21 protein-coding genes are annotated in these 18,951 nt (G+C 66.1%); 10 read left to right on the top strand and 11 right to left on the bottom strand.

What is annotated here, in order from left to right; translation table 11 throughout:
* Nucleotides 1-30 precede the first annotated feature (30 nt).
* The 10 genes from ACSSV8_RS09690 (at nucleotide 31) to rfbA (ending at nucleotide 10,988) form a co-directional block, all read left to right on the top strand.
* Nucleotides 31-2,784, top strand: coding sequence for a S8 family serine peptidase (locus tag ACSSV8_RS09690; protein WP_454282300.1), 2,754 nt, complete (start codon nucleotides 31-33; stop codon nucleotides 2,782-2,784).
* A 98-nt stretch (nucleotides 2,785-2,882) separates the two neighbouring features.
* A complete protein-coding gene (proS, locus tag ACSSV8_RS09685; protein ID WP_454282299.1) occupies nucleotides 2,883-4,238 on the top strand; it encodes a proline--tRNA ligase in 1,356 nt (451 codons plus the stop codon).
* A gap of 221 nt (nucleotides 4,239-4,459) precedes the next feature.
* Nucleotides 4,460-5,368, top strand: a complete 909-nt coding sequence (gene era / locus ACSSV8_RS09680; protein ID WP_454282298.1) for a GTPase Era — start codon at nucleotides 4,460-4,462, stop codon at nucleotides 5,366-5,368.
* Between the two features lie 55 nt (nucleotides 5,369-5,423).
* Nucleotides 5,424-5,759: a DUF1491 family protein gene (locus ACSSV8_RS09675; protein ID WP_454282297.1), complete on the top strand. Its 336-nt coding sequence runs from the start codon at nucleotides 5,424-5,426 to the stop codon at nucleotides 5,757-5,759.
* Nucleotides 5,760-5,762: 3 nt separating this feature from the next.
* Nucleotides 5,763-6,500 carry a DNA repair protein RecO gene (gene recO / locus ACSSV8_RS09670; RefSeq protein ID WP_354538587.1) on the top strand — a complete coding sequence of 246 codons (738 nt, stop codon included), beginning with the start codon at nucleotides 5,763-5,765 and terminating at the stop codon, nucleotides 6,498-6,500.
* Nucleotides 6,501-6,664: 164 nt separating this feature from the next.
* Nucleotides 6,665-7,423, top strand: a complete 759-nt coding sequence (locus ACSSV8_RS09665) for an SGNH/GDSL hydrolase family protein (RefSeq protein WP_454282296.1) — start codon at nucleotides 6,665-6,667, stop codon at nucleotides 7,421-7,423.
* Between the two features lie 233 nt (nucleotides 7,424-7,656).
* Nucleotides 7,657-8,217, top strand: a complete 561-nt coding sequence (gene rfbC, locus ACSSV8_RS09660; protein ID WP_454282295.1) for a dTDP-4-dehydrorhamnose 3,5-epimerase — start codon at nucleotides 7,657-7,659, stop codon at nucleotides 8,215-8,217.
* Nucleotides 8,218-8,221: 4 nt separating this feature from the next.
* On the top strand, nucleotides 8,222-9,265 hold the full coding sequence (gene rfbB, locus ACSSV8_RS09655) for a dTDP-glucose 4,6-dehydratase (RefSeq protein ID WP_454282294.1): 1,044 nt from the start codon (nucleotides 8,222-8,224) through the stop codon (nucleotides 9,263-9,265).
* Complete coding sequence (gene rfbD, locus ACSSV8_RS09650) at nucleotides 9,262-10,119, top strand: dTDP-4-dehydrorhamnose reductase (protein WP_454282293.1); 858 nt, start codon at nucleotides 9,262-9,264, stop codon at nucleotides 10,117-10,119. The genes rfbB and rfbD overlap by 4 nt, the downstream gene beginning before the upstream one ends.
* A complete protein-coding gene (rfbA, locus tag ACSSV8_RS09645; protein WP_454282292.1) occupies nucleotides 10,116-10,988 on the top strand; it encodes a glucose-1-phosphate thymidylyltransferase RfbA in 873 nt (290 codons plus the stop codon). The genes rfbD and rfbA overlap by 4 nt, the downstream gene beginning before the upstream one ends.
* Here the strand turns inward: rfbA and ureG are convergent.
* From ureG to urtC, 11 genes are all read right to left on the bottom strand, one after another.
* The gene (gene ureG, locus ACSSV8_RS09640; protein ID WP_454282291.1) at nucleotides 10,977-11,663 is read right to left on the bottom strand and encodes an urease accessory protein UreG; all 687 of its coding nucleotides are present in this window, start codon (nucleotides 11,661-11,663) and stop codon (nucleotides 10,977-10,979) included. The genes rfbA and ureG overlap by 12 nt on opposite strands.
* The gene (locus tag ACSSV8_RS09635; RefSeq protein WP_454282290.1) at nucleotides 11,660-12,292 is read right to left on the bottom strand and encodes an urease accessory protein UreF; all 633 of its coding nucleotides are present in this window, start codon (nucleotides 12,290-12,292) and stop codon (nucleotides 11,660-11,662) included. The genes ureG and ACSSV8_RS09635 overlap by 4 nt, the downstream gene beginning before the upstream one ends.
* Entirely contained in the window at nucleotides 12,292-12,792 is a 501-nt protein-coding gene (locus ACSSV8_RS09630) for an urease accessory protein UreE (protein ID WP_354538579.1), read from the bottom strand. Before ACSSV8_RS09630 ends, ACSSV8_RS09635 begins: the two co-directional genes overlap by 1 nt.
* A 9-nt stretch (nucleotides 12,793-12,801) precedes the next feature.
* Nucleotides 12,802-14,508, bottom strand: a complete 1,707-nt coding sequence (gene ureC, locus ACSSV8_RS09625) for an urease subunit alpha (protein WP_454282289.1) — start codon at nucleotides 14,506-14,508, stop codon at nucleotides 12,802-12,804.
* Nucleotide 14,509: 1 nt separating this feature from the next.
* Complete coding sequence (locus ACSSV8_RS09620) at nucleotides 14,510-14,815, bottom strand: urease subunit beta (protein WP_454282288.1); 306 nt, start codon at nucleotides 14,813-14,815, stop codon at nucleotides 14,510-14,512.
* Nucleotides 14,812-14,967, bottom strand: coding sequence for a hypothetical protein (locus ACSSV8_RS09615; protein WP_354538575.1), 156 nt, complete (start codon nucleotides 14,965-14,967; stop codon nucleotides 14,812-14,814). Before ACSSV8_RS09615 ends, ACSSV8_RS09620 begins: the two co-directional genes overlap by 4 nt.
* A gap of 12 nt (nucleotides 14,968-14,979) precedes the next feature.
* Nucleotides 14,980-15,282: an urease subunit gamma gene (locus ACSSV8_RS09610; RefSeq protein ID WP_354538574.1), complete on the bottom strand. Its 303-nt coding sequence runs from the start codon at nucleotides 15,280-15,282 to the stop codon at nucleotides 14,980-14,982.
* 12 nt (nucleotides 15,283-15,294) lie between these two features.
* The gene (locus ACSSV8_RS09605) at nucleotides 15,295-16,107 is read right to left on the bottom strand and encodes an urease accessory protein UreD (protein WP_454282287.1); all 813 of its coding nucleotides are present in this window, start codon (nucleotides 16,105-16,107) and stop codon (nucleotides 15,295-15,297) included.
* A gap of 127 nt (nucleotides 16,108-16,234) precedes the next feature.
* Entirely contained in the window at nucleotides 16,235-16,930 is a 696-nt protein-coding gene (gene urtE / locus ACSSV8_RS09600) for an urea ABC transporter ATP-binding subunit UrtE (protein WP_454282286.1), read from the bottom strand.
* A gap of 3 nt (nucleotides 16,931-16,933) precedes the next feature.
* Nucleotides 16,934-17,674 (bottom strand): urea ABC transporter ATP-binding protein UrtD, encoded by a 741-nt coding sequence (urtD, locus tag ACSSV8_RS09595; protein WP_454282285.1) that lies wholly within the window; start codon nucleotides 17,672-17,674, stop codon nucleotides 16,934-16,936.
* Nucleotides 17,671-18,819 carry an urea ABC transporter permease subunit UrtC gene (urtC, locus tag ACSSV8_RS09590; RefSeq protein WP_454282402.1) on the bottom strand — a complete coding sequence of 383 codons (1,149 nt, stop codon included), beginning with the start codon at nucleotides 18,817-18,819 and terminating at the stop codon, nucleotides 17,671-17,673. Before urtC ends, urtD begins: the two co-directional genes overlap by 4 nt.
* Nucleotides 18,820-18,951 lie beyond the last annotated feature (132 nt).

The raw sequence follows: 18,951 nt of genomic DNA, 5'->3' as shown, positions 1-18,951 counted from the left end.
ACTTTACCAGATCAGAAGGATTTCCCCGCAATGGCCACCCCGACCGACCCGCTTTTCGCAGACCAGTGGCATTTCCCGCTCCTCGGCGATATCGAGACCATCTGGAACGAGTATACCGGCGCGGGTGTCTCGGTCGGAGTCTATGACGGCGCGGTCGAGGCGACGCATGTCGATCTCGATGGCAATTACGACGGCACACGTCAGGTCACGGATTTCTTCAACGTCACCGTGGTGCCCGGCACCCCCGATTTCCATGGCACCGCTGTTGCCGGGCTGATCGCGGCGGAATGGAACGGCGTGGGCGGCGTGGGCGTGGCGCACGGGGCCTCCATCACCGGGGTGGACATCTTCGACCCGACGGTGTTCGGCTTCATCAACGGCGATCTGGACGCGTTCCTGCACGTGGCCGGACAACAGACGAATTTCGACATCGTCAATCACAGCTGGGGAAGTGCGCCTTTCTTCTTTCCGGGCCAGAACCTGATCAGCGACAACCCCTTCTTGATCAGCTTCAGCCAGCTTCTGAACGATGTTCACGCCGATACCGTGGAGAATGGCCGCGGCGGGCTCGGCACGATCATCGTGCAGTCGGCCGGCAATGATGGCCTCAATAATGCCGGGGACGGCATCCATTCCTCGCGCTTCACGATCAGCGTGGCCGCGACCGACAGCGACGGCGACACCAGCGATTTCACGAATTTCGGAACGAACATTCTCGTGACCGCCCCCGCCGCCTCGGTGTCCACCGATGTGACCGGCCCGGCAGGCGACGTTCCGGGCGATTTCACCGATATCTTCGGCGGCACCTCGGCTTCGGCCCCGGTCACCTCCGGTGTGATCGCGCTCATGCTCGAGGCCAATCCGGGGCTGGGCTGGCGCGACGTGCAGAACATCCTCGCGCAATCCGCAACGCTGACCGGCTCCGATCTCGGACAGGGGCCGTCGGGCTTCGAGGTGGGGCCATGGCAGGTCAACGGGGCAAGCAATTTCAACGGTGGCGGCAATCACATCTCGATCGATTACGGTTTCGGCATGGTCAACGCCTTCAATTCGGTGCGCATGGCCGAGGTCTGGCACCTTTTCGAGGAGGCCCGCACCTCCGCCAACGAGGCGGTGGCCTCGGGTAGTCGCACCGTGAACACGTTGTTGCCCGACGGTGATCCGGCAGGGCGCAGCTTTGACATCACGGTCAGCGGCAATGTCGAGATCGAGCATGTGGCGCTGACCATCTTCATGGATGTCGAGTTCATCGGCGATCTGTCCGTCACGCTGGTCTCGCCCGAGGGCACCGAGATCCAGGTATTGGGGGCGTCTCCATTTATCGAGGAGCCGATCCCCTTCGGCTGGGTGTTCGGCATCGACCACCTGCTCGGCGAGTTGTCGGCGGGCACCTGGACAGTGCAGCTTGCCGACAATTTCGAAGTCGATCTGTCCTTCATCAACTCGATCCGCATCGACGCCTACGGGGCCGCCGTCGATGCCAACGACACCTATCACTTCACCGACGAGTTCCTGACGCTTGCCGCCCATGACGCAGGGCGGCGCGTGATCTCCGATACCAATGGCGGAACCGACTGGCTCAACCTCGCGGCGGTCAGCGGCAATGTTGCGATCACGGGCGGTGCGGCGCAGGTTGGCGGCGTGGACTGGTTCAGCTTCGACGTTGCACAGATCGAGAATATCGTCTCTGGCGACGGCGCGGACCTGCTGGCGGGCAATGCCGGTGCCAACCACCTGCTCGGGATGCGCGGCAATGACACGCTCTTTGGCAACGATGGCAATGACACGCTCGATGGCGGTGCCGGCGCGGATCAGCTTGGCGGCGGCACGGGCAACGACAGCCTGATCGGCGGCGAGGGCGATGACGATCTCTTTGGCGCGGCGGGAAATGATACGCTTCGAGGCGGCGACGGCAACGATCTTCTGGGCGGCGGCGGCGGGGCGGACCTGCTCGACGGCGGCCTTGGTCGGGACGAGCTTTGGGGTGGTGGCGGGAACGACACGCTCCAAGGAGGGGCCGGCAACGACACGCTCGGCGGGGGGGCCAATGACGATTTGCTCGACGGGGGCGACGGGGCCGACGAACTCTGGAGCGGTCTCGGCAATGACACGGCCCTCGGCGGCGCGGGCAATGACACGATCGGCCTTTTCGACGGCCATGACTCTGCCGAAGGCGGCCTCGGGGCCGACGAGATCTGGGGCGGGCGCGGCAGTGATACGTTGCGCGGCGACGGCGGCAACGACCTGTTGGGCGGCGGTGACGACGATGATCTGCTCGACGGCGGCGCAGGTCTCGACACGCTTTGGGGGGGCACCGGGAACGACACGCTCCTCGGCGGCACCGGGCAGGACCAGCTTGGCGGCGGCATCGGCGATGACCTGCTCGATGGCGGCGCGGATAATGACACCGTCTCGGGCGGGCTGGGCAATGACACGCTCTTTGGTGGCGCGGGCAATGACCTGCTCTTCGGCGCGGGGGGCGATGACCGGCTGGATGGCGGGGCCGGGGCCGATACGCTCTGGGGCGGGACGGGGGCGGATACGTTCGTCTTCAACACCGGCGGCGGCGTGGATCTTTTCCAGGGCTTCAGCGCCGGACAGGGCGACCGGCTGGCACTCGACAGCGACCTGTGGGCGGGCAGCCTGACCGCGGCGCAGGTGGTGACGACCTTCGCCGCGCTCGGCGTGTCGGGGAACGTGGCGTTTGATTTCGGGGCGGATTCATTCGAACTGGTCGGGGTCACAAGCACGGCGGGGCTGGACCTGATGATCGATTTCGTCTGAGCGCGCGGGCCGGGGCCGGGCGCGCGCCGCCTTGCCCCCCCGGCTGTTCCCGTCTAGAAGTCGCGGCGAGTTTCCGCCCCCAGCCAAAAGGCCCACCCATGCGACTGAGCCGCTATTTCCTGCCCGTCCTCAAGGAGACCCCCGCCGAGGCGCAGATCGCCAGCCATCGCCTGATGCTGCGCGCCGGCATGATCAAGCAGGCCAGCGCAGGCATCTATTCCTGGTTGCCCCTGGGCTTCAAGGTTCTGCGCAAGCTGGAAAACATCGTCCACGAGGAACAAGTGCGCGCGGGTCATATCCCGATGCTGATGCCGACGCTGCAATCGGCCGATCTCTGGCGCGAGAGCGGGCGCTATGACGCTTACGGTCCCGAGATGCTGCGCATCCGTGACCGGCACGAGCGCGACATGCTCTATGGTCCCACCAACGAGGAGCTGATCACCGACATTTTCCGTGCCCATGTCGGCAGCTACCGCGACCTGCCGCTGACGCTCTACCATATCCAGTGGAAATTCCGCGACGAGGTGCGCCCGCGCTTCGGCGTGATGCGCGGCCGCGAATTCCTGATGAAGGACGGCTACAATTTCGACCTCACGAAAGAGGACGCGCTGCACAGCTATAACCGCCACCTTGTCAGCTACCTGCGCACCTATGAGCGGATGGGGCTCCAGGCGATTCCGATGCGCGCCGACAGCGGCCCCATCGGCGGCGACGACACGCATGAATTCCTTGTCCTCGCCGAGACCGGTGAATCCGAGGTGTTCTATGACAGTGCCATCACCGATCTGCGGTTCGGCGAGCGGGTGATCGACTATGCCGATCCGGCGCAGTGCCGCGCCGTGCTCGAGGAATTCACCTCGCGCTACGCCCGCACCGACGAGACCCATGACGAGGCGCTGTTCAACGCCATCCCCGAAGAGCGTCGCCGCGTGGCGCGCGGCATCGAGGTGGGGCAGATCTTCTATTTCGGCACCAAGTATTCCGATCCGATGGGCGCCAACGTCCAAGGCCCGGATGGCAAGGCCGTTCCGGTCCACATGGGCAGCCACGGGATCGGCGTGAGCCGCCTTGTCGGCGCGATCATCGAGGCAAGCCATGACGAGCGGGGTATCATCTGGCCCGAGGGCGTGACGCCTTTCCATGCCGGGATCGTCAACCTCAAGCAGGGCGACGCAGAGGCCGATGCCGCCTGCGAGGCGATTTACGCGTCCCTCGAGGCGCTGGGGCTGGAGCCGCTTTACGATGACCGCGACGAGCGGGCGGGCGGCAAATTTGCGACGATGGACCTCATTGGCCTGCCCTGGCGGATCACCGTGGGGCCGCGCGGCCTCAGGAACGGGGTGGTGGAACTCACCTCGCGGCGCACCGGCGAAAGCGAGGAACTGCCGCCCGAACAGGCGGTGGAGCGGCTGGCGCTGGCCTATGCCGGCCACGTCTTGCGCCCCTCGCTCTGAGGGCTTGTCCGCAGGCTTTCACAAGATGGAACCTGCCGGATCACACAACATGCTCTTGTGACAAGGGCCGCTCAACGCCCCGCGGCACGCGCGCAGGCGGGACATTGCCCCGTCCTGTTCGATTGTCCGCTTGCGGAAAGGCAGGGTCTGGTCCAAGAGTATCAGCCGCGCCCTGGACCTTGATGGATGGGCATTCCGACAACACTGGACCAAGGATGCCCATGACCACCCGAGCCGGATTCGTCGCCCTGATCGGAGAGCCCAATGCGGGCAAGTCCACGCTTCTCAACCGCATGGTGGGGGCCAAGGTCAGCATTGTCACGCACAAGGTGCAGACCACCCGCGCGCGCATCCGGGGCGTGGCGATGGAGGGACAGAGCCAGCTTGTTTTCGTCGATACGCCGGGCCTGTTTCAGCCGCGCCGGCGGCTTGACCGGGCGATGGTCAAGGCGGCCTGGGGGGGCGCTGCGGATGCCGATATCGTGGTGTTGCTGATCGAGGCGCATCGCGGCGTGACCGAGGGGGTGGAGCGCATCCTTGAGGGGCTGGCCGATCTGCCGCAGGGCCGCAGGATCGTGCTTGCCATCAACAAGATCGACCGCGTCGAGGCGCCGCGGCTGCTGGCGCTGACCAAGGACATGAACGAGCGGCGGGCCTTCGAGCAGACATTCCTGATCTCGGCCGAGCGCGGCCACGGGGTCGAGGATCTGCGCCGATGGCTGGCGGAGGCGGTGCCCGAGGGGCCATGGCTTTACCCCGAGGACCAGATCGCAGATCTGCCGATGCGGATGATCGCCGCCGAGATGACCCGCGAAAAGCTCACGCTGCGGCTTCATCAGGAATTGCCCTATCAGCTCACCGTCGAGACCGAAAACTGGGAGGACCGCAAGGATGGCTCGGCCCGGATCGACCAGATCATCTACGTGATCCGCGCCGGGCACAAGGGGATCGTGCTGGGCCACAAGGGCGAGACGATCAAGGCCGTATCACAGGCCGCGCGTGCCGAGATTGCCGAATTCCTCGGGCGACCCGTGCATCTTTTCCTTCAGGTCAAGGTGCGCGAAAACTGGATGGACGAGGCCGAGCGCTACAATGAAATGGGGCTCGATTTCCGCGACGGATCGGCCTGATGGCACGGTCGGACGCCTCCGGCAGGAGTATTTGCAGAACGATGAAGGGGCGGGGATGGTACCACGGCTGACGGCGCGCTTCTGGGTCGATGCCTATCTCGCGCGGTTGCGGCTGGCGGAGATACCGGGGTTCGTCGTTGCCCATGGGGATGACGGCGCGGGCGCGGTCCTCGTGAAGATCAACACGCTGGACGGCAAGGCGGCGGTCTATCACCGGTCGGTCGATCTGATGAGCGGGGAGCGGCGCTGGCTCGTGCTGGCCGAGGGGACCGAGACCGAGGTGGATGCGACGATCGGCCGACAGCGGGGCTATGATCCCGACCTCTGGGTGATCGAGGTGGAGGACCGTGCCGGACGGCACATGCTCGATGAACCGGGGCTGGCGGGCTGAGCGATGGAGTGGCGCGACCAGGGCATCCTTCTGGGCCTCCGGCGCCACGGCGAAGGCTCTGTCATCGTTGAGGTCTTTACCGAGACGCACGGACGGCACGCGGGCCTGGTAAGGGGCGGCGCGTCGCGGCGGATGACGCCGGTGCTGCAACCCGGTGCGCAGGTCGATCTGGAGTGGCGGGCGCGGCTTGAGGATCACCTGGGCACATTCCGGGTCGAGCCGGTCAGATCGCGGGCCTGGACCATGGGCGAGCGGCTGGCCCTGGCGGGGCTGAATGCGGTCTGTGCGCTGTTGCTGTTCGCGCTGCCCGAGCGCGAGGCTCATCCGGTGCTTTATCGCCATAGCCTGATATTGCTCGATCTTCTCGATCAGCCCGGGATCTGGCCGCTGGCCTATTTGCAGTGGGAACTATTGCTGCTGGAGGAGATGGGCTTTGGCCTTGATCTGCGGGCCTGCGCGGTGATGGGGAAAGAGGCCAATGATCTGAGTTACATATCCCCGAAAACCGGGCGCGCGGTGTCGCGCGCGGGGGCGGGAGACTGGGCCGACCGGCTTTTGCCGCTGCCGCCCTGCCTATTGGGGCAAGGGCCGGCTCCCGACGCCGAAATAGCGCAGGGGCTTGATGTAACGGGGCATTTCCTGCGTCACCATCTGGCACCGCACCTTGGAAACCGGTCCCTGCCCGATGCGCGGGCGCGGTTTGTGGAGCGCTTCACGCGGCGCGCGGTGCCGCGCCCCTGATCTGCTTGATCGCAGGTGCCCCGATTTCCCCGGACCCGGACAAACCAGGCCAGCATGGACAGCGCCGGTCCGGAAACAGTGTGTTGTCCACCTTTTGTTCATCTTTTTGCGAGAGTCTGATATGGTCCCAGACGGGTGGGACGGATTTGCTCTGGGGAGGCGAGATGTTCGCACGGGTCCTGACCGCTCTGATTCTGTTCGCTGCGCTGCCTGCGGGCCCCTCCCTTGCCGAGGGGCGGGCGCGCATCCTGATGATGGGTGATTCGCTTTTCGCCATGCACAAGCTGACGGGCCATTCCGTCGGCACCGCGCTGCGACAGGCCCTGGGCGAGCCGGTTGTTGACAATTCCATCGCCGGGGCGCGGTTTTTCTACAAGCTGCCGATCACGGGGGCCATCGGCCTCAGCATTCCCAAACAGCACCGCGGCGGCAGCTGGGATTGGGTCGTGCTCAACGGCGGCGGCAACGATCTCTGGCTTGGTTGCGGCTGCTCGCGCTGCGAGCGGCGAATGGACCGGCTGATTTCGCGCGACGGGCGGCGCGGCGCGATACCCGGCCTTGTCTCGCGGCTTAGGCAATCGGGCGCTCAGGTGATTTTCGTGGGCTACCTGCGCACACCGGGGGTCAATTCGCCGATCGAGCATTGCGTGGACGAAGGCCACGAGATGGATACCCGCGTGGCGCGTCTCGCGGCGTTGGACATCGGCGTGCACTTCGTGCCTCTGGCCGATCTCGTGCCGTTCGGCGACCTTTCCTATCACGCGGTTGACCGGATCCATCCGTCGATGAAGGGCAGCCGTGCCATCGGCCAGCGTATCGCGCGGGTGATCGCCGAAGCAGAGGGCATGACAGCGGTGTCGCGCAACACGGCGCCATTCCAAGACGGCTCGAGGCCCGCTTACAGACCCGAAAGGCGGCCGTGACGATGCGGGCCCTGATGCCACAGGCCTTGCCGATCGACGGAAAGGCCCCCGCTGAGGACGCTCCGTCCGGCGCGCCGCACCTCACGGCACCATGCGCCACGGATGCTGTCCAATTCCGGCATTCCAATATGAGGAAGGGTTCAGTATGAACGCGCGTAACAGCACGACGAGACTCGCCTGAAACGGTGCCTGTTCCGTCGTTTGCAGCGCTCGGAAACAAGCCAGGACCCGTCATGATCATCGAAACGACATCGCTGCCCGGCGTGCTGGTCCTGACGCCGCCCCGTTTCGGCGACGGTCGCGGCTTTTTCAGCGAAAGCTGGAACCGCCGCAGCCTCGCGCAACAGGGCATCGAGACCAATTTCGTGCAGGACAATCACTCGCTCTCCACTGCGCCGGGCACGTTGCGCGGCCTGCATTTCCAGACCCCGCCCCATGCACAGGCCAAGCTGGTGCGTTGCGGGCGGGGCGCGCTTTACGATGTCGCGGTCGATATCCGCCATGGCAGCCCGACCTACGGACACTGGGTGGGTGTCGATCTGAGCTTCGAGAACGGGCGGCAATTGCTTATTCCGGCAGGTTTCCTCCACGGCTTCGTCACCCGACAGCCCGAGACGGAAATCATCTACAAATGCTCGGATTACTACGCGCCCCAATGCGACGCGGCGGTGCGCTTTGACGATCCCGATCTCGGCATCGACTGGGGGCTCAACGCGCCGCCGATCCTGTCGGACAAGGACGCCGCCGCCCCACGCCTGCGCGATTTGCCTGCATATTTCACATGGGAGGGCTGAGGAGGTGAACCTGCTTGTCACGGGCGGCTGCGGCTTCATCGGATCGGCGGTGGTGCGCCTTGCAGTGGCGCGTGGCCATCGCGTGACCAATCTCGATGCGCTCACCTATGCCGGCCGTCCCGAAAACGTCGCGATGGTGGCCCGAAACCCGCTCTACCGATTTGTCCATGCCGACATCCGCGACCGCGCGGCGGTCGAGCGGATCATGGCCGAAACCGCGCCGGATGCGGTCATGCACCTTGCCGCCGAGAGCCATGTCGACCGCTCCATCGACGGGCCGGGGGACTTCATCGAGACCAATATCACAGGCACCTACACGCTGCTGGAGGCCGCGCGCGGCCATTGGCAGCGCGCCGGACGGCCCGAAACCTTCCGGTTCCACCACATCTCGACCGATGAAGTCTATGGCAGCCTTGGCCCAACGGGCCTCTTCACCGAAACGATGCCCTACGATCCGCGCAGCCCCTATTCGGCGTCCAAGGCAGCCTCGGACCATCTGGTGCGAGCATGGTATCATACCTATGGCCTGCCGGTGGTGCTGACCAACTGCTCGAACAATTACGGCCCCTACCATTTTCCGGAAAAACTCATCCCCAAGGTGATCCTCAACGCCCTTCACGGGCGCGCGATCCCGGTTTATGGACAGGGCGAGAATGTGCGCGACTGGCTTTACGTGGAGGATCACGCCGACGCGCTGCTGCTTGCGGTGGCCAAGGGCGAACCGGGGCGCAGCTACAATATCGGCGGGCATAACGAGCGGCGCAATATCGACCTCGTTCACACGATCTGCGATATCATGGACGAGATGGCCCCGCGCCGCGACGGCCCGTACCGTGACCTCGTGGAATTCGTCACTGACCGGCCCGGCCATGACGCGCGCTATGCGATCGACCCGGAACGCATCACCCGCGACCTGGGCTGGCGGCCTTCAGTCACGGTCGAGGACGGGTTGCGGCGCACGGTGCGCTGGTATCTCGACAACCCGGACTGGTGGCAGCCGCTCCTTGCGGTCGATGGCGTGGGCAGCCGGGTGGGGACGCACGCATGAGCCTTCTGGTTTTTGGCCGGACCGGGCAGGTCGCCTGCGAAATCGCGCGGGGTGCGCCCGGTGCACTCTGCCTGGGGCGCACGCAGGCTGATCTTGCCGATCCCGAAAGCTGCGCCGCCGCCATCGCCCGGAACGCACCGCGTGCGGTCATCAATGCCGCCGCCTTTACCCAGGTTGATCGGGCCGAATCGGAAGAACCGCTTGCCACGCGCATCAATGCCGAGGCCCCGGCGGCCATGGCGCGTGCCTGCGCGACACTCGGTATCCCGCTGGTGCATATCTCGACCGATTATGTCTTCGACGGCAGCGGCGATGCGCCCCGCGCGGCGCAGGCCCCCACCGCCCCGCTCAATGCCTATGGCCGCAGCAAGCTCAGGGGCGAGATCGGTATTCAAGACAGCGGCGCGGCGCATGTCATCTTGCGCACCTCCTGGGTGTTCTCGGCCCATGGCACCAACTTTCTCAAGACCATGCTGCGGCTGTCCGACACGCGCACCGCGCTTGCCATCGTCAACGACCAGATCGGCGGGCCGACCCCGGCAGGTGCCATCGCCCATGCCTGCCTGACCATTGCCGATCGCCTCTGCACGGATCCCGCCCTCAGCGGCACCTACCATTTCTCGGGCGCGCCGGACGTCTCATGGCACGACTTTGCCGAGGCGATCCTGGCCGCCGCCGGGCGCGACGTGGCCGTGACCGGCATCCCGACCGCAGACTATCCCACCCCTGCCGCCCGCCCGCTCAACTCGCGTCTCGATTGCCGGACGACCGAGGCGGCCTTTGGCGTCTCGCGGCCGGACTGGCGCGCGGCCGTGCCAGAAATTCTCAAGGAAATCGGAGTGATCCAGACATGAGCGACCGCAAAGGCATCATCCTCGCTGGCGGCTCCGGCACGCGGCTCTACCCGATCACCATGGGCCTGTCGAAACAGCTTCTGCCGATCTACGACAAGCCGATGATCTATTACCCGCTCTCGGTGCTGATGCTTGCGGGTATCCGCGATATCGCCGTGATCACCACGCCGCAGGACCAGGCACAATTCCGGACCGCGCTGGGCGACGGGGGCCAATGGGGCATCTCGCTCGACTATGTCACGCAACCCAGCCCCGACGGGCTGGCGCAGGCCTATACGCTGACCGAGGATTTTCTGGGCGGCGCGCCCTCGGCGATGGTGCTGGGCGACAACATCTTTTTCGGGCACGGTCTGCCGCCGCTTCTGGCCGAGGCGGATGCGCGGCGCGATGGCGGCACGGTCTTTGGCTATCACGTCTCCGATCCTGAACGGTATGGTGTGGTGGGTTTTGACGCCGATGGCCGCGCCCGCGAAATCATCGAGAAACCCGCCGATCCGCCCTCGCGATATGCGGTCACCGGACTTTATTTTCTCGACGGCGACGCGCCACGCCTTGCGCGCGAGGTGCGCCCCTCGGCACGCGGTGAGCTGGAAATCACGTCGCTTCTGGAACTCTATCTCAAAGCGGGCAAGCTGCATGTGGAAAAGATGGGGCGCGGCTATGCCTGGCTCGACACCGGCACCCATGGCAGCTTGCTCGATGCTGGCAATTTCGTGCGCACACTTCAGGAGCGCCAGGGCTTGCAGACCGGCTGCCTCGAGGAGATCGCCTATCAACAGGGCTGGATCGACGCCGAGGCCGTGGCCCGGCGCGCCGATGTCTTTGCCAAGAACGCCTATGGCGCGTATCTGAGGAGGCTACTCGACTGAGACACGGGGCATGGCGGGCGCGCGCGCATCTGTCCCGGTCGCACTGCCCGACCGGAGCACAAGCCCGCCCTCGCGCAGGAGAAACGCCGAAATTGCCGACACCCCGAGCCCGTCGCGCAACCCGGCCATCACATAGGGCCGCGTGCCGCGCGCACGGGCCGTATCGGCCTCAAGCTGCGCCAGATCGACGCCGACATGGGGGGCCAGATCGGTCTTGTTGACCACCAGAAGGTCGGATTTCGTCAGCCCCGGCCCGCGTTTGCGCGGGATGTCCTGACCTGCGGCGGTGTCGATGACATAGATCGTCAGGTCCGCCAGTTCGGGGCTGAAGGTGGCCGCCAGATTGTCGCCGCCCGATTCGATCAGGATCAGGTCGAGATCGGGGAAGGCTGCGTTGAGGTCATCCACCGCCGCCAGATTGATGCTCGCATCCTCGCGGATCGCGGTATGCGGGCAGCCGCCGGTTTCCACGCCCCGGATGCGGCTTGCGGGCAGCACCTGTGCGCGCATCAGGAACTCCGCGTCCTCGCGGGTGTAGATGTCATTGGTGATCACCGCCATCGACAGGCGCGGGGCGAGCGCGCGGGCGAGCGCCGCCGTCAGCGTGGTCTTGCCCGCGCCCACCGGGCCGCCGATGCCCACACGCAGCGGGCCGTTCATCTTCTTGCTTGTCATGTGCGGAATATCCTCACCTCCATGGTTTCGTGCCGCAGCGCCGCCAGATCCCCCGCCAGCGCGCAGGTGCCGATCTCGTCCAGCATGGCGCGGGCGGCGCGCTCTGCCAGCGCGTGAACCTCCGGCAAAAGCTGCGCCAGAACCGCTTGCCCTTCGGTCTGGCCAAGCGGCACGTGGCGGATGGCGATGGTCACAAGGTTTCCGGCAAAGCCGTGCAGATAAAGCGCGATCACGTCCCGTGCGGGCAGATCGAGCGCGCGCGCGGCCTCGGCCACCGCCACGGGCAGCAGGCGCGCAGGCATGTCGCGCCCGCTGATCCCCGCCACGCAACGCGCCAGCGCCGCGCCCTGCTCGCGGCTCTCGCGCAGCCGCTCGGCCGAAGCTTGCAGCGCGCGGGCAAGATCGTCGAGCGCGTCGCAATCGCCCTCCAGTGCCAACGCCAACAAAACCGCATCCTGCCAGCCCGCGCCGAACCGGAGGATATTACCCAGCCAAATCTCAAGGCTTGCCGCGTCCTGCACCGTGCCCATGGCGATCTCGGTCTCCAGCCCGTGGGAATAGGCGAAGGCCCCGGTCGGGAAGGCCGGGGAAAGCCATTGCACAAGCGTGAGATGCGCGGGGGAGAGCATCAGGCGTGGCTGTGGTGGGCGTGGCCGTGATCGTGGCCACCGTGATCGTGGCCCCCATGATCGTGGCCCATCGTGCGGCCCTTGCCATAGGCCCCGCCTTCGGGGCGGAATGGGCCGGTGACGGGGGTCAGGGTCGCGCCAAGCCGCGCCAGCATCGCCTCGATCACATGATCACGGCGGATCGTCAGGTGATCCGCGCCGATCTGGCAGGGCGTGTGCCGGTTGCCGATATGCCAGGCCAGCCGCGCCAGATCACCGCGCACCTCTACCAGCGCCTCGGGGGCCGGTTCCACCGCCACCGCGCGGCCATCGTCGAGCGCAAAGCCCCAGTGATCGTCAAGGTTCGTCACCTCTGCCAGATCGACCAGAAAGGCAAGGCCGCCCCGCCCCACCAACCGCTTGCGCCGCATCAGCCGTGCGTCATAGTCGAGCACGACCGTATCGGCCACGCTCTCGGGGGCATGGGGCAGGAGGTGGCGGGCCGTTGGCAGGTCGGTCATGGGTCCCTCTCAGAACAGGAAATATCGCTGCGCCAGCGGCAATTCGCTGGCCGGGGCGCAGGTCAGCACCTCGCCATTGGCGCGCACCTCGTAGGTCTCGGGGTCAACCTCGATCTCGGGGGTCAGGCTGTTGTGGATCATGTCGCGCTTGGTGATCTTGCGGGTATTGCCGACCGCCACGGTGTCCTTGGCGAGCCCCAGCGCCGCGCCAATCCCATCCGCCTGCGCCGCCGCACTGACGAACAAGACCGAGGACCGCTCGACCGACCGCCCGAACGCCCCGAACATCGGCCGCGAATGCACCGGCTGCGCGGGGATGGAGCCGTTGGGGTCGCCCATCTGCGCCAGAACGATGGTGCCGCCCATCAGCACCATTTCCGGTTTCGCGCCGAAAAAGGCCGGGTCCCACAGCACCAGATCGGCGCGCTTGCCGGGGGCGATGCTGCCGATATGGGCGCTGATCCCGTGGGCGATGGCGGGGTTGATGGTGTATTTGGCGATATAGCGTTTCACCCGCATATTGTCATTATCGCCCGTCTCTTCGGCCAGCCGCCCGCGTTGCTGGCGCATTTTCGATGCCGTCTGCCAGGTGCGGATGATCACCTCACCCACGCGCCCCATCGCCTGACTGTCCGACGCCATGACCGAAAACGCGCCCATGTCGTGCAGGATATCCTCGGCGGCGATGGTCTCGCGGCGGATGCGGCTCTCGGCAAAGGCCACATCCTCGGGGATCGCCCGGTCAAGATGATGACAGACCATCAGCATGTCGAGGTGCTCCTCGATCGTGTTGACGGTATAGGGCATGGTCGGGTTGGTCGAGGACGGGATCACGTTTTGCGACCCCACCACCTTCATGATGTCGGGCGCATGGCCGCCGCCCGCACCCTCGGTGTGATAGGCGTGGATGGTGCGGCCCTTGAAAGCGGCAAGGGTGTTTTCCACGAAACCGCTTTCATTCAGCGTATCGGTGTGGATCATCACCTGCACATCCATATCGTCGGCGACACTCAGGCAATTGTCGATGGCGGCCGGTGTCGTGCCCCAATCCTCGTGCAATTTCAGCGCGCAGGCCCCGGCGTGGACCTGCTCGATCAGGGCACCCGGCAGGCTGGCATTGCCCTTGCCCGCAAAGCCGAGGTTCATCGGAAAGGCATCCGCCGCCTGCAACATCCGCCCGATATGGAATGCGCCGGGGGTGCAGGTGGTGGCGAGCGTGCCATGCGCGGGGCCGGTGCCCCCACCCAGCATGGTGGTGATGCCGGAATGCAGCGCGTCGTCGATCTGCTGCGGGCAGATGAAATGGATATGCGCGTCAAAGCCCCCGGCGGTGAGGATGCGCCCCTCTCCGGCAATGATCTCGGTTCCCGGCCCGATGATGATATCGACGCCGGGTTGCGTGTCGGGGTTCCCGGCCTTGCCGATCCCGGCGATGAGGCCGTCGCGTAGCCCGACATCGGCCTTGGTGATCCCCTGATGATCGACGATCAGCGCGTTGGTGATGACGGTATCCACCGCCCCTTCGGCGCGGGTGGTCTGGCTCTGGCCCATGCCGTCGCGGATCACCTTGCCGCCGCCGAATTTCACCTCTTCGCCATAGGTGGTCAGATCGCGCTCCACCTCGATGATCAGATCGGTATCGCCCAGCCGCAGCCGGTCGCCCGTGGTGGGGCCATACATGGCGGCATAGGCGGCGCGGGGGATGGATGTGGCCATGTCAGAGGTCTCCCATCACCTGCCCGTTGAACCCGAACACCCGCCGCGCGCCGCCATAGGGCACAAGACGCACCTCGCGCCGCTGCCCCGGCTCGAAGCGCACGGCGGTGCCTGCGGGGATGTCCAACCGCTGCCCGCGCGCCGCCAAACGGTCAAAGGACAGCCCCGGATTGGCCTCGGCGAAATGGTAATGGCTGCCCACCTGCACGGGCCGGTCGCCGGTATTGGCGACCATGAGCACGGTCACGGGCGCGCCTGCGTTCAGCGTGATCTCGCCCTCGGCGGGAAACAGTTCGCCGGGGATCATTTGCGCCACCGGGCCAGTGCATAGCCCCCGGCCAGCGCCAGCGCGGCGACGGGGATCAGCCACATCGCATCTATGCCATGCGGGTGCAGATGCGGCCCTGCATGGGCATGGGCGAGCGTCGGCAGGAACAGAATGGGAAGAAGGTAGCGCATGGGTTTGTCCTTTCAGCGGATGGGATCGTGGACGGTGACAAGCTTGGTGCCGTCGGGAAAGGTCGCCTCGACCTGCACGGAATGGATCATCTGCGCGATGCCCGCCATGCACTGATCGGCGGTGACGACATGCGCGCCCGCCTCCATCAGATCGGCCACCGTGCGGCCCTCGCGCGCGCCCTCGACCACGAAATCGGTGATCAACGCCACCGCCTCGGGGTGATTGAGCCGCACGCCGCGCGCGCGCCGCGCCCGCGCCACCATGGCGGCGAGGCTGATCAGCAGCTTGTCCTTTTCGCGGGGGGTGAGGTTCATCGCGTATCTCTCCTAAATCTGCCAGACGCGGGGCAAGGGGCCGGGGCGCAAGGCGCGCAAAAGCCGCATCACCTGACGGCGCAGGGGCCAGCCGTCGCCCGCCATGAGCCGGATCACCAGCTTGCCGTCAAAGCCCGAGGCACCGCCGGTCACGCCCTCTTCGGTCAGCGCCGCGCGGGCGCAACCCACGGCATCTTCGGCCCCCTGCCTTACCAGCGCCAGCGTGGCAAAGGCGCGCGCGCCGTTCAGGATCGCGGGGCCGGCGGTCAGGGCTTGGGTGGACAGGTGCAGCGGCTCGATCAGAACCGGCTTGCCCGCACGGGTGATGCGGCGGGTGTCGCGCAGGGTGGTGCGCGTGACCGTCTCGCCCATCGCCGCGCGGCCAAGGACCACCGTTTCCAGCATCAGGCAAGACGCATCCGGCGCAAGGTCGATCACTGTCTCACGCGCAAGATCGCTTTGATCGAACAGGATCGTTTCCTGTGGCAGCCAATCCAGATGCGCGCCCGCCCCCACCACATGCCGCACCTCGACGCGCGCCGCTCCACCGGTGCTACGATAGGCCCGTTCGGCGGTCTGCGTGGTGGCCGTGGCACGGCAGCCCGGCCCAAGATCGAGCGAGAGCGACAGCCGGTCGCCCCCGGCAAGCCCGCCGGATGTGTTGAGAAACACCACCTCCGGCCCCGATGCGCCCGGATGCACGAAGGCCTTGGCCGACCCCTTCTGAAAGCGCCGGTCGAGCCGCGCTCCGCCCGGACCGGGGACAAATGACACAAGCGCGCACCCGTGAGAGCGTTGAAGGACGGGGGCGGGTAGGGCAGTCATGTTCGGGGCGTTCCTTTCGCGACCAGCCTAGCCAAGCCGTGACCGACCGCCAGACAGGGCCGGACCTGCGCCCCGCTCAGGGCGGCGCTCACACACCGGGTTGCCCGAAAAACCGGCAGACCGCCCATCAAATGGACACTTCGCGCAAGAGCCGCGCACGATCCACCGTCGCCGCGGGCTCTGACAGGCGCACCTCGCCGCGATTGAGCACCACGATCTCGTCCGCAAGCCCGTAGGCGAAATCGAAATATTGCTCGACCAGAACAATGGCGATCTCGCCCTCGTCGCGCAAAAGCCGGATCACGTCGCCGATCTGCTGGATGATATTGGGCTGGATCCCCTCGGTCGGCTCATCGAGCAAAAGCACGCGGGGCCGCGCGATCAGGGCCCGCGCGATGGCCAGTTGCTGTTGCTGGCCGCCCGACAGATCGCCACCGCGCCGGTCCTTCATCTGCGCCAACACCGGAAACAGATCATGGATGCGCGGCGGAATCCGATGCTCTGATTTCGGCAGGCAGGCAAAGCCGGTTTGCAGGTTTTCGGTCACGGTCAGCAGCGGGAATACCTCGCGCCCCTGCGGCACATAGGCGATGCCGGATTGTGCGGCCTGCGCGGCGGTGAGGTGGGGCAACTCGCGCCCATCTAGGGAAATCCGCCCGCCCGACCAGGGGTGCCGCCCGGCGATGGCCTTGAGGAGGCTGGTCTTGCCCACCCCGTTGGTGCCCATCACCGCCGTCACCGCGCCGGGCCGCGCGCTCAGGCTGACGCCGTGCAGGATCTGCGACGCGCCGTAATGCAATGTCAGGTTCTCGACACTCAGCATGGCTCATCTCCCCAGATAGACATCGATCACCTGTTGATTGCGGGTGACGTGATCCAGACTGCCCTCGGCCAGAACCGCGCCCTCGTGCAGCACCGTCACCCGGCAATCGAGGCGGCGCACGAATTCCATGTCATGTTCGATCACCACAACGGCGCGGGTTTCAGCCGCGCGTTTCAGGATATCGGTGGTGTGCTCGCGCTCGGCGGGGGTCATCCCGGCGGCGGGTTCGTCCACCAGCAAAAGCGCCGGGTCCTGCGCCAGCAACATGCCGATTTCCAGCCATTGCTTCTGCCCGTGGCTCAACTCTCCGGCAGGGCGGGGCAGAGCATCGGCAAGACCGATTTCCTCGGCCAGATCGTGGATGCGGTCATCGGCGGCGCGCGAGCGGCGGGCACGCAACACCTCGAACGGCCCGCGCGGGGCGCGCAGGGCCATGGCAAGGTTGTCGCGCACGCTTTGCGCCTCGAACACCGTGGGCTTCTGGAATTTGCGCCCGATGCCCGCCTGCGCGATGGCGCTCTCGCTCATCCCCAGAAGCGAGATGGATTTCTCGCCCCAGATCACCCGGCCCTCGTCAGGCCTTGTCTTGCCTGTGACGATATCCATGAAGGTCGTCTTGCCCGCGCCGTTGGGTCCGATGATCGCGCGCAGCCCGGTTTCGGGGATGGAAATGGAGAGGTTGTTGATGGCGCGGAACCCGTCGAAGGTGACCGACACGCCCGAGACTTCGAGCAGCGCGCTCATGATTTCCTCACCAGCCGGTCGAACAGCCCGCCGATGCCGCGCGGAAGGAAGAGCGTGACCGCGACAAAGCCGAAGCCCAAAAGCACCAGCCACCAGTCGGTCCAGTTGATGGTGTAGAAGCCAAGGTCGATCGCGGGCGCGCCGCCGCCGGTGAACCAGCTTGAGGCGAGGCTGACCACCGCCGCGCCGATCACCGCGCCATACAGACGCCCGCGCCCGCCAATGGCGACCCAGACGGCGAGGTAAATGGACGCGATGGGCGCAATCTCCGCCGGGTTCACGATACCCGCCTGCGGATAGTAGAGCGCCCCGGCGAGCCCCGCGACCACCGCGGTGAGCGTGAATACCACCAGCTTGTAATGCTCCACCTCGTAGCCGAGAAACCGCACCCGCGCCTCGTTGTCGCGAATCGCGCGGATAACCGAGCCGAACTTGCCCGAAACCAGCCAGGCGAAGAACAGGTAGCCAAGCCCGAGCGCCGCCGCCGAGGCCCAGAAGAACCACAGCGAGAGGGTCGCCTGCGGCAGGTGATCCAGACCGGGGATGTTTTGCAGCCCCGAGAGACCGTTATTGCCGCGCAGCCCGCTGTCGTTCTGGAAAAGGTAGAGCGACAGGGCCAGCGTCATCGCCTGCGTGAGGATCGACAGGTAAACGCCGGTGACGCGGCTTCGGAAGGCCAGCCAACCGAAAACCAGCGCCAGAAGACCCGGCACCAGCACCACCATCGCCAGTTGCAAGGGCAGCGAATGGGCAAAGCCCCAGAGTGCCGGCAACTCGCTGCTGCCCACCACGCCGAAGATCTGCGTGGCGATGGCGTCGGTGATCTCGGATTCGGTGGGCGGAATCGGGGCCGACAGAAGCGCCTCGGTCACGATGCCTTCGGTGCGGGCATACATCAGCCACATGCCGATGGCATAGCCGCCGATCCCGAAAAAGGCGAAATGCCCAAGGCTGAGGATGCCGCAATAGCCCCAGACCACGTCCATCGCCACCGCGATCAGACACAGGCAAAGTGTCATGCCGAGGATCTTGACCATCGAGGTGGAGAGCGTGCCGATCCCGAACCCCTCGGCCAGCACGGTCACGCCAAGGGTGAAGAGACCGAGGCATCCGAGGAACCAGAGGGTGGCGGGCTGGGTCGTCAGAAAGCCGCCCGCGCGCGGCGCGCCCCCCCCGTGCGAGGCTAGGGGATGCACACATCTTCAGGTTTGGTTTTCGCGGAGCGCTTGACGGGTTTTGCGTTGCATGATTCGATTGTCCTACCTTGAATGGAGGGC

It is taken from the genome of Roseovarius sp. MBR-79, assembly GCF_053628555.1.
The sequence above is the reverse complement of the archived record's forward strand: the minus strand, read 5'-3'. Positions and strand labels throughout refer to the sequence as shown.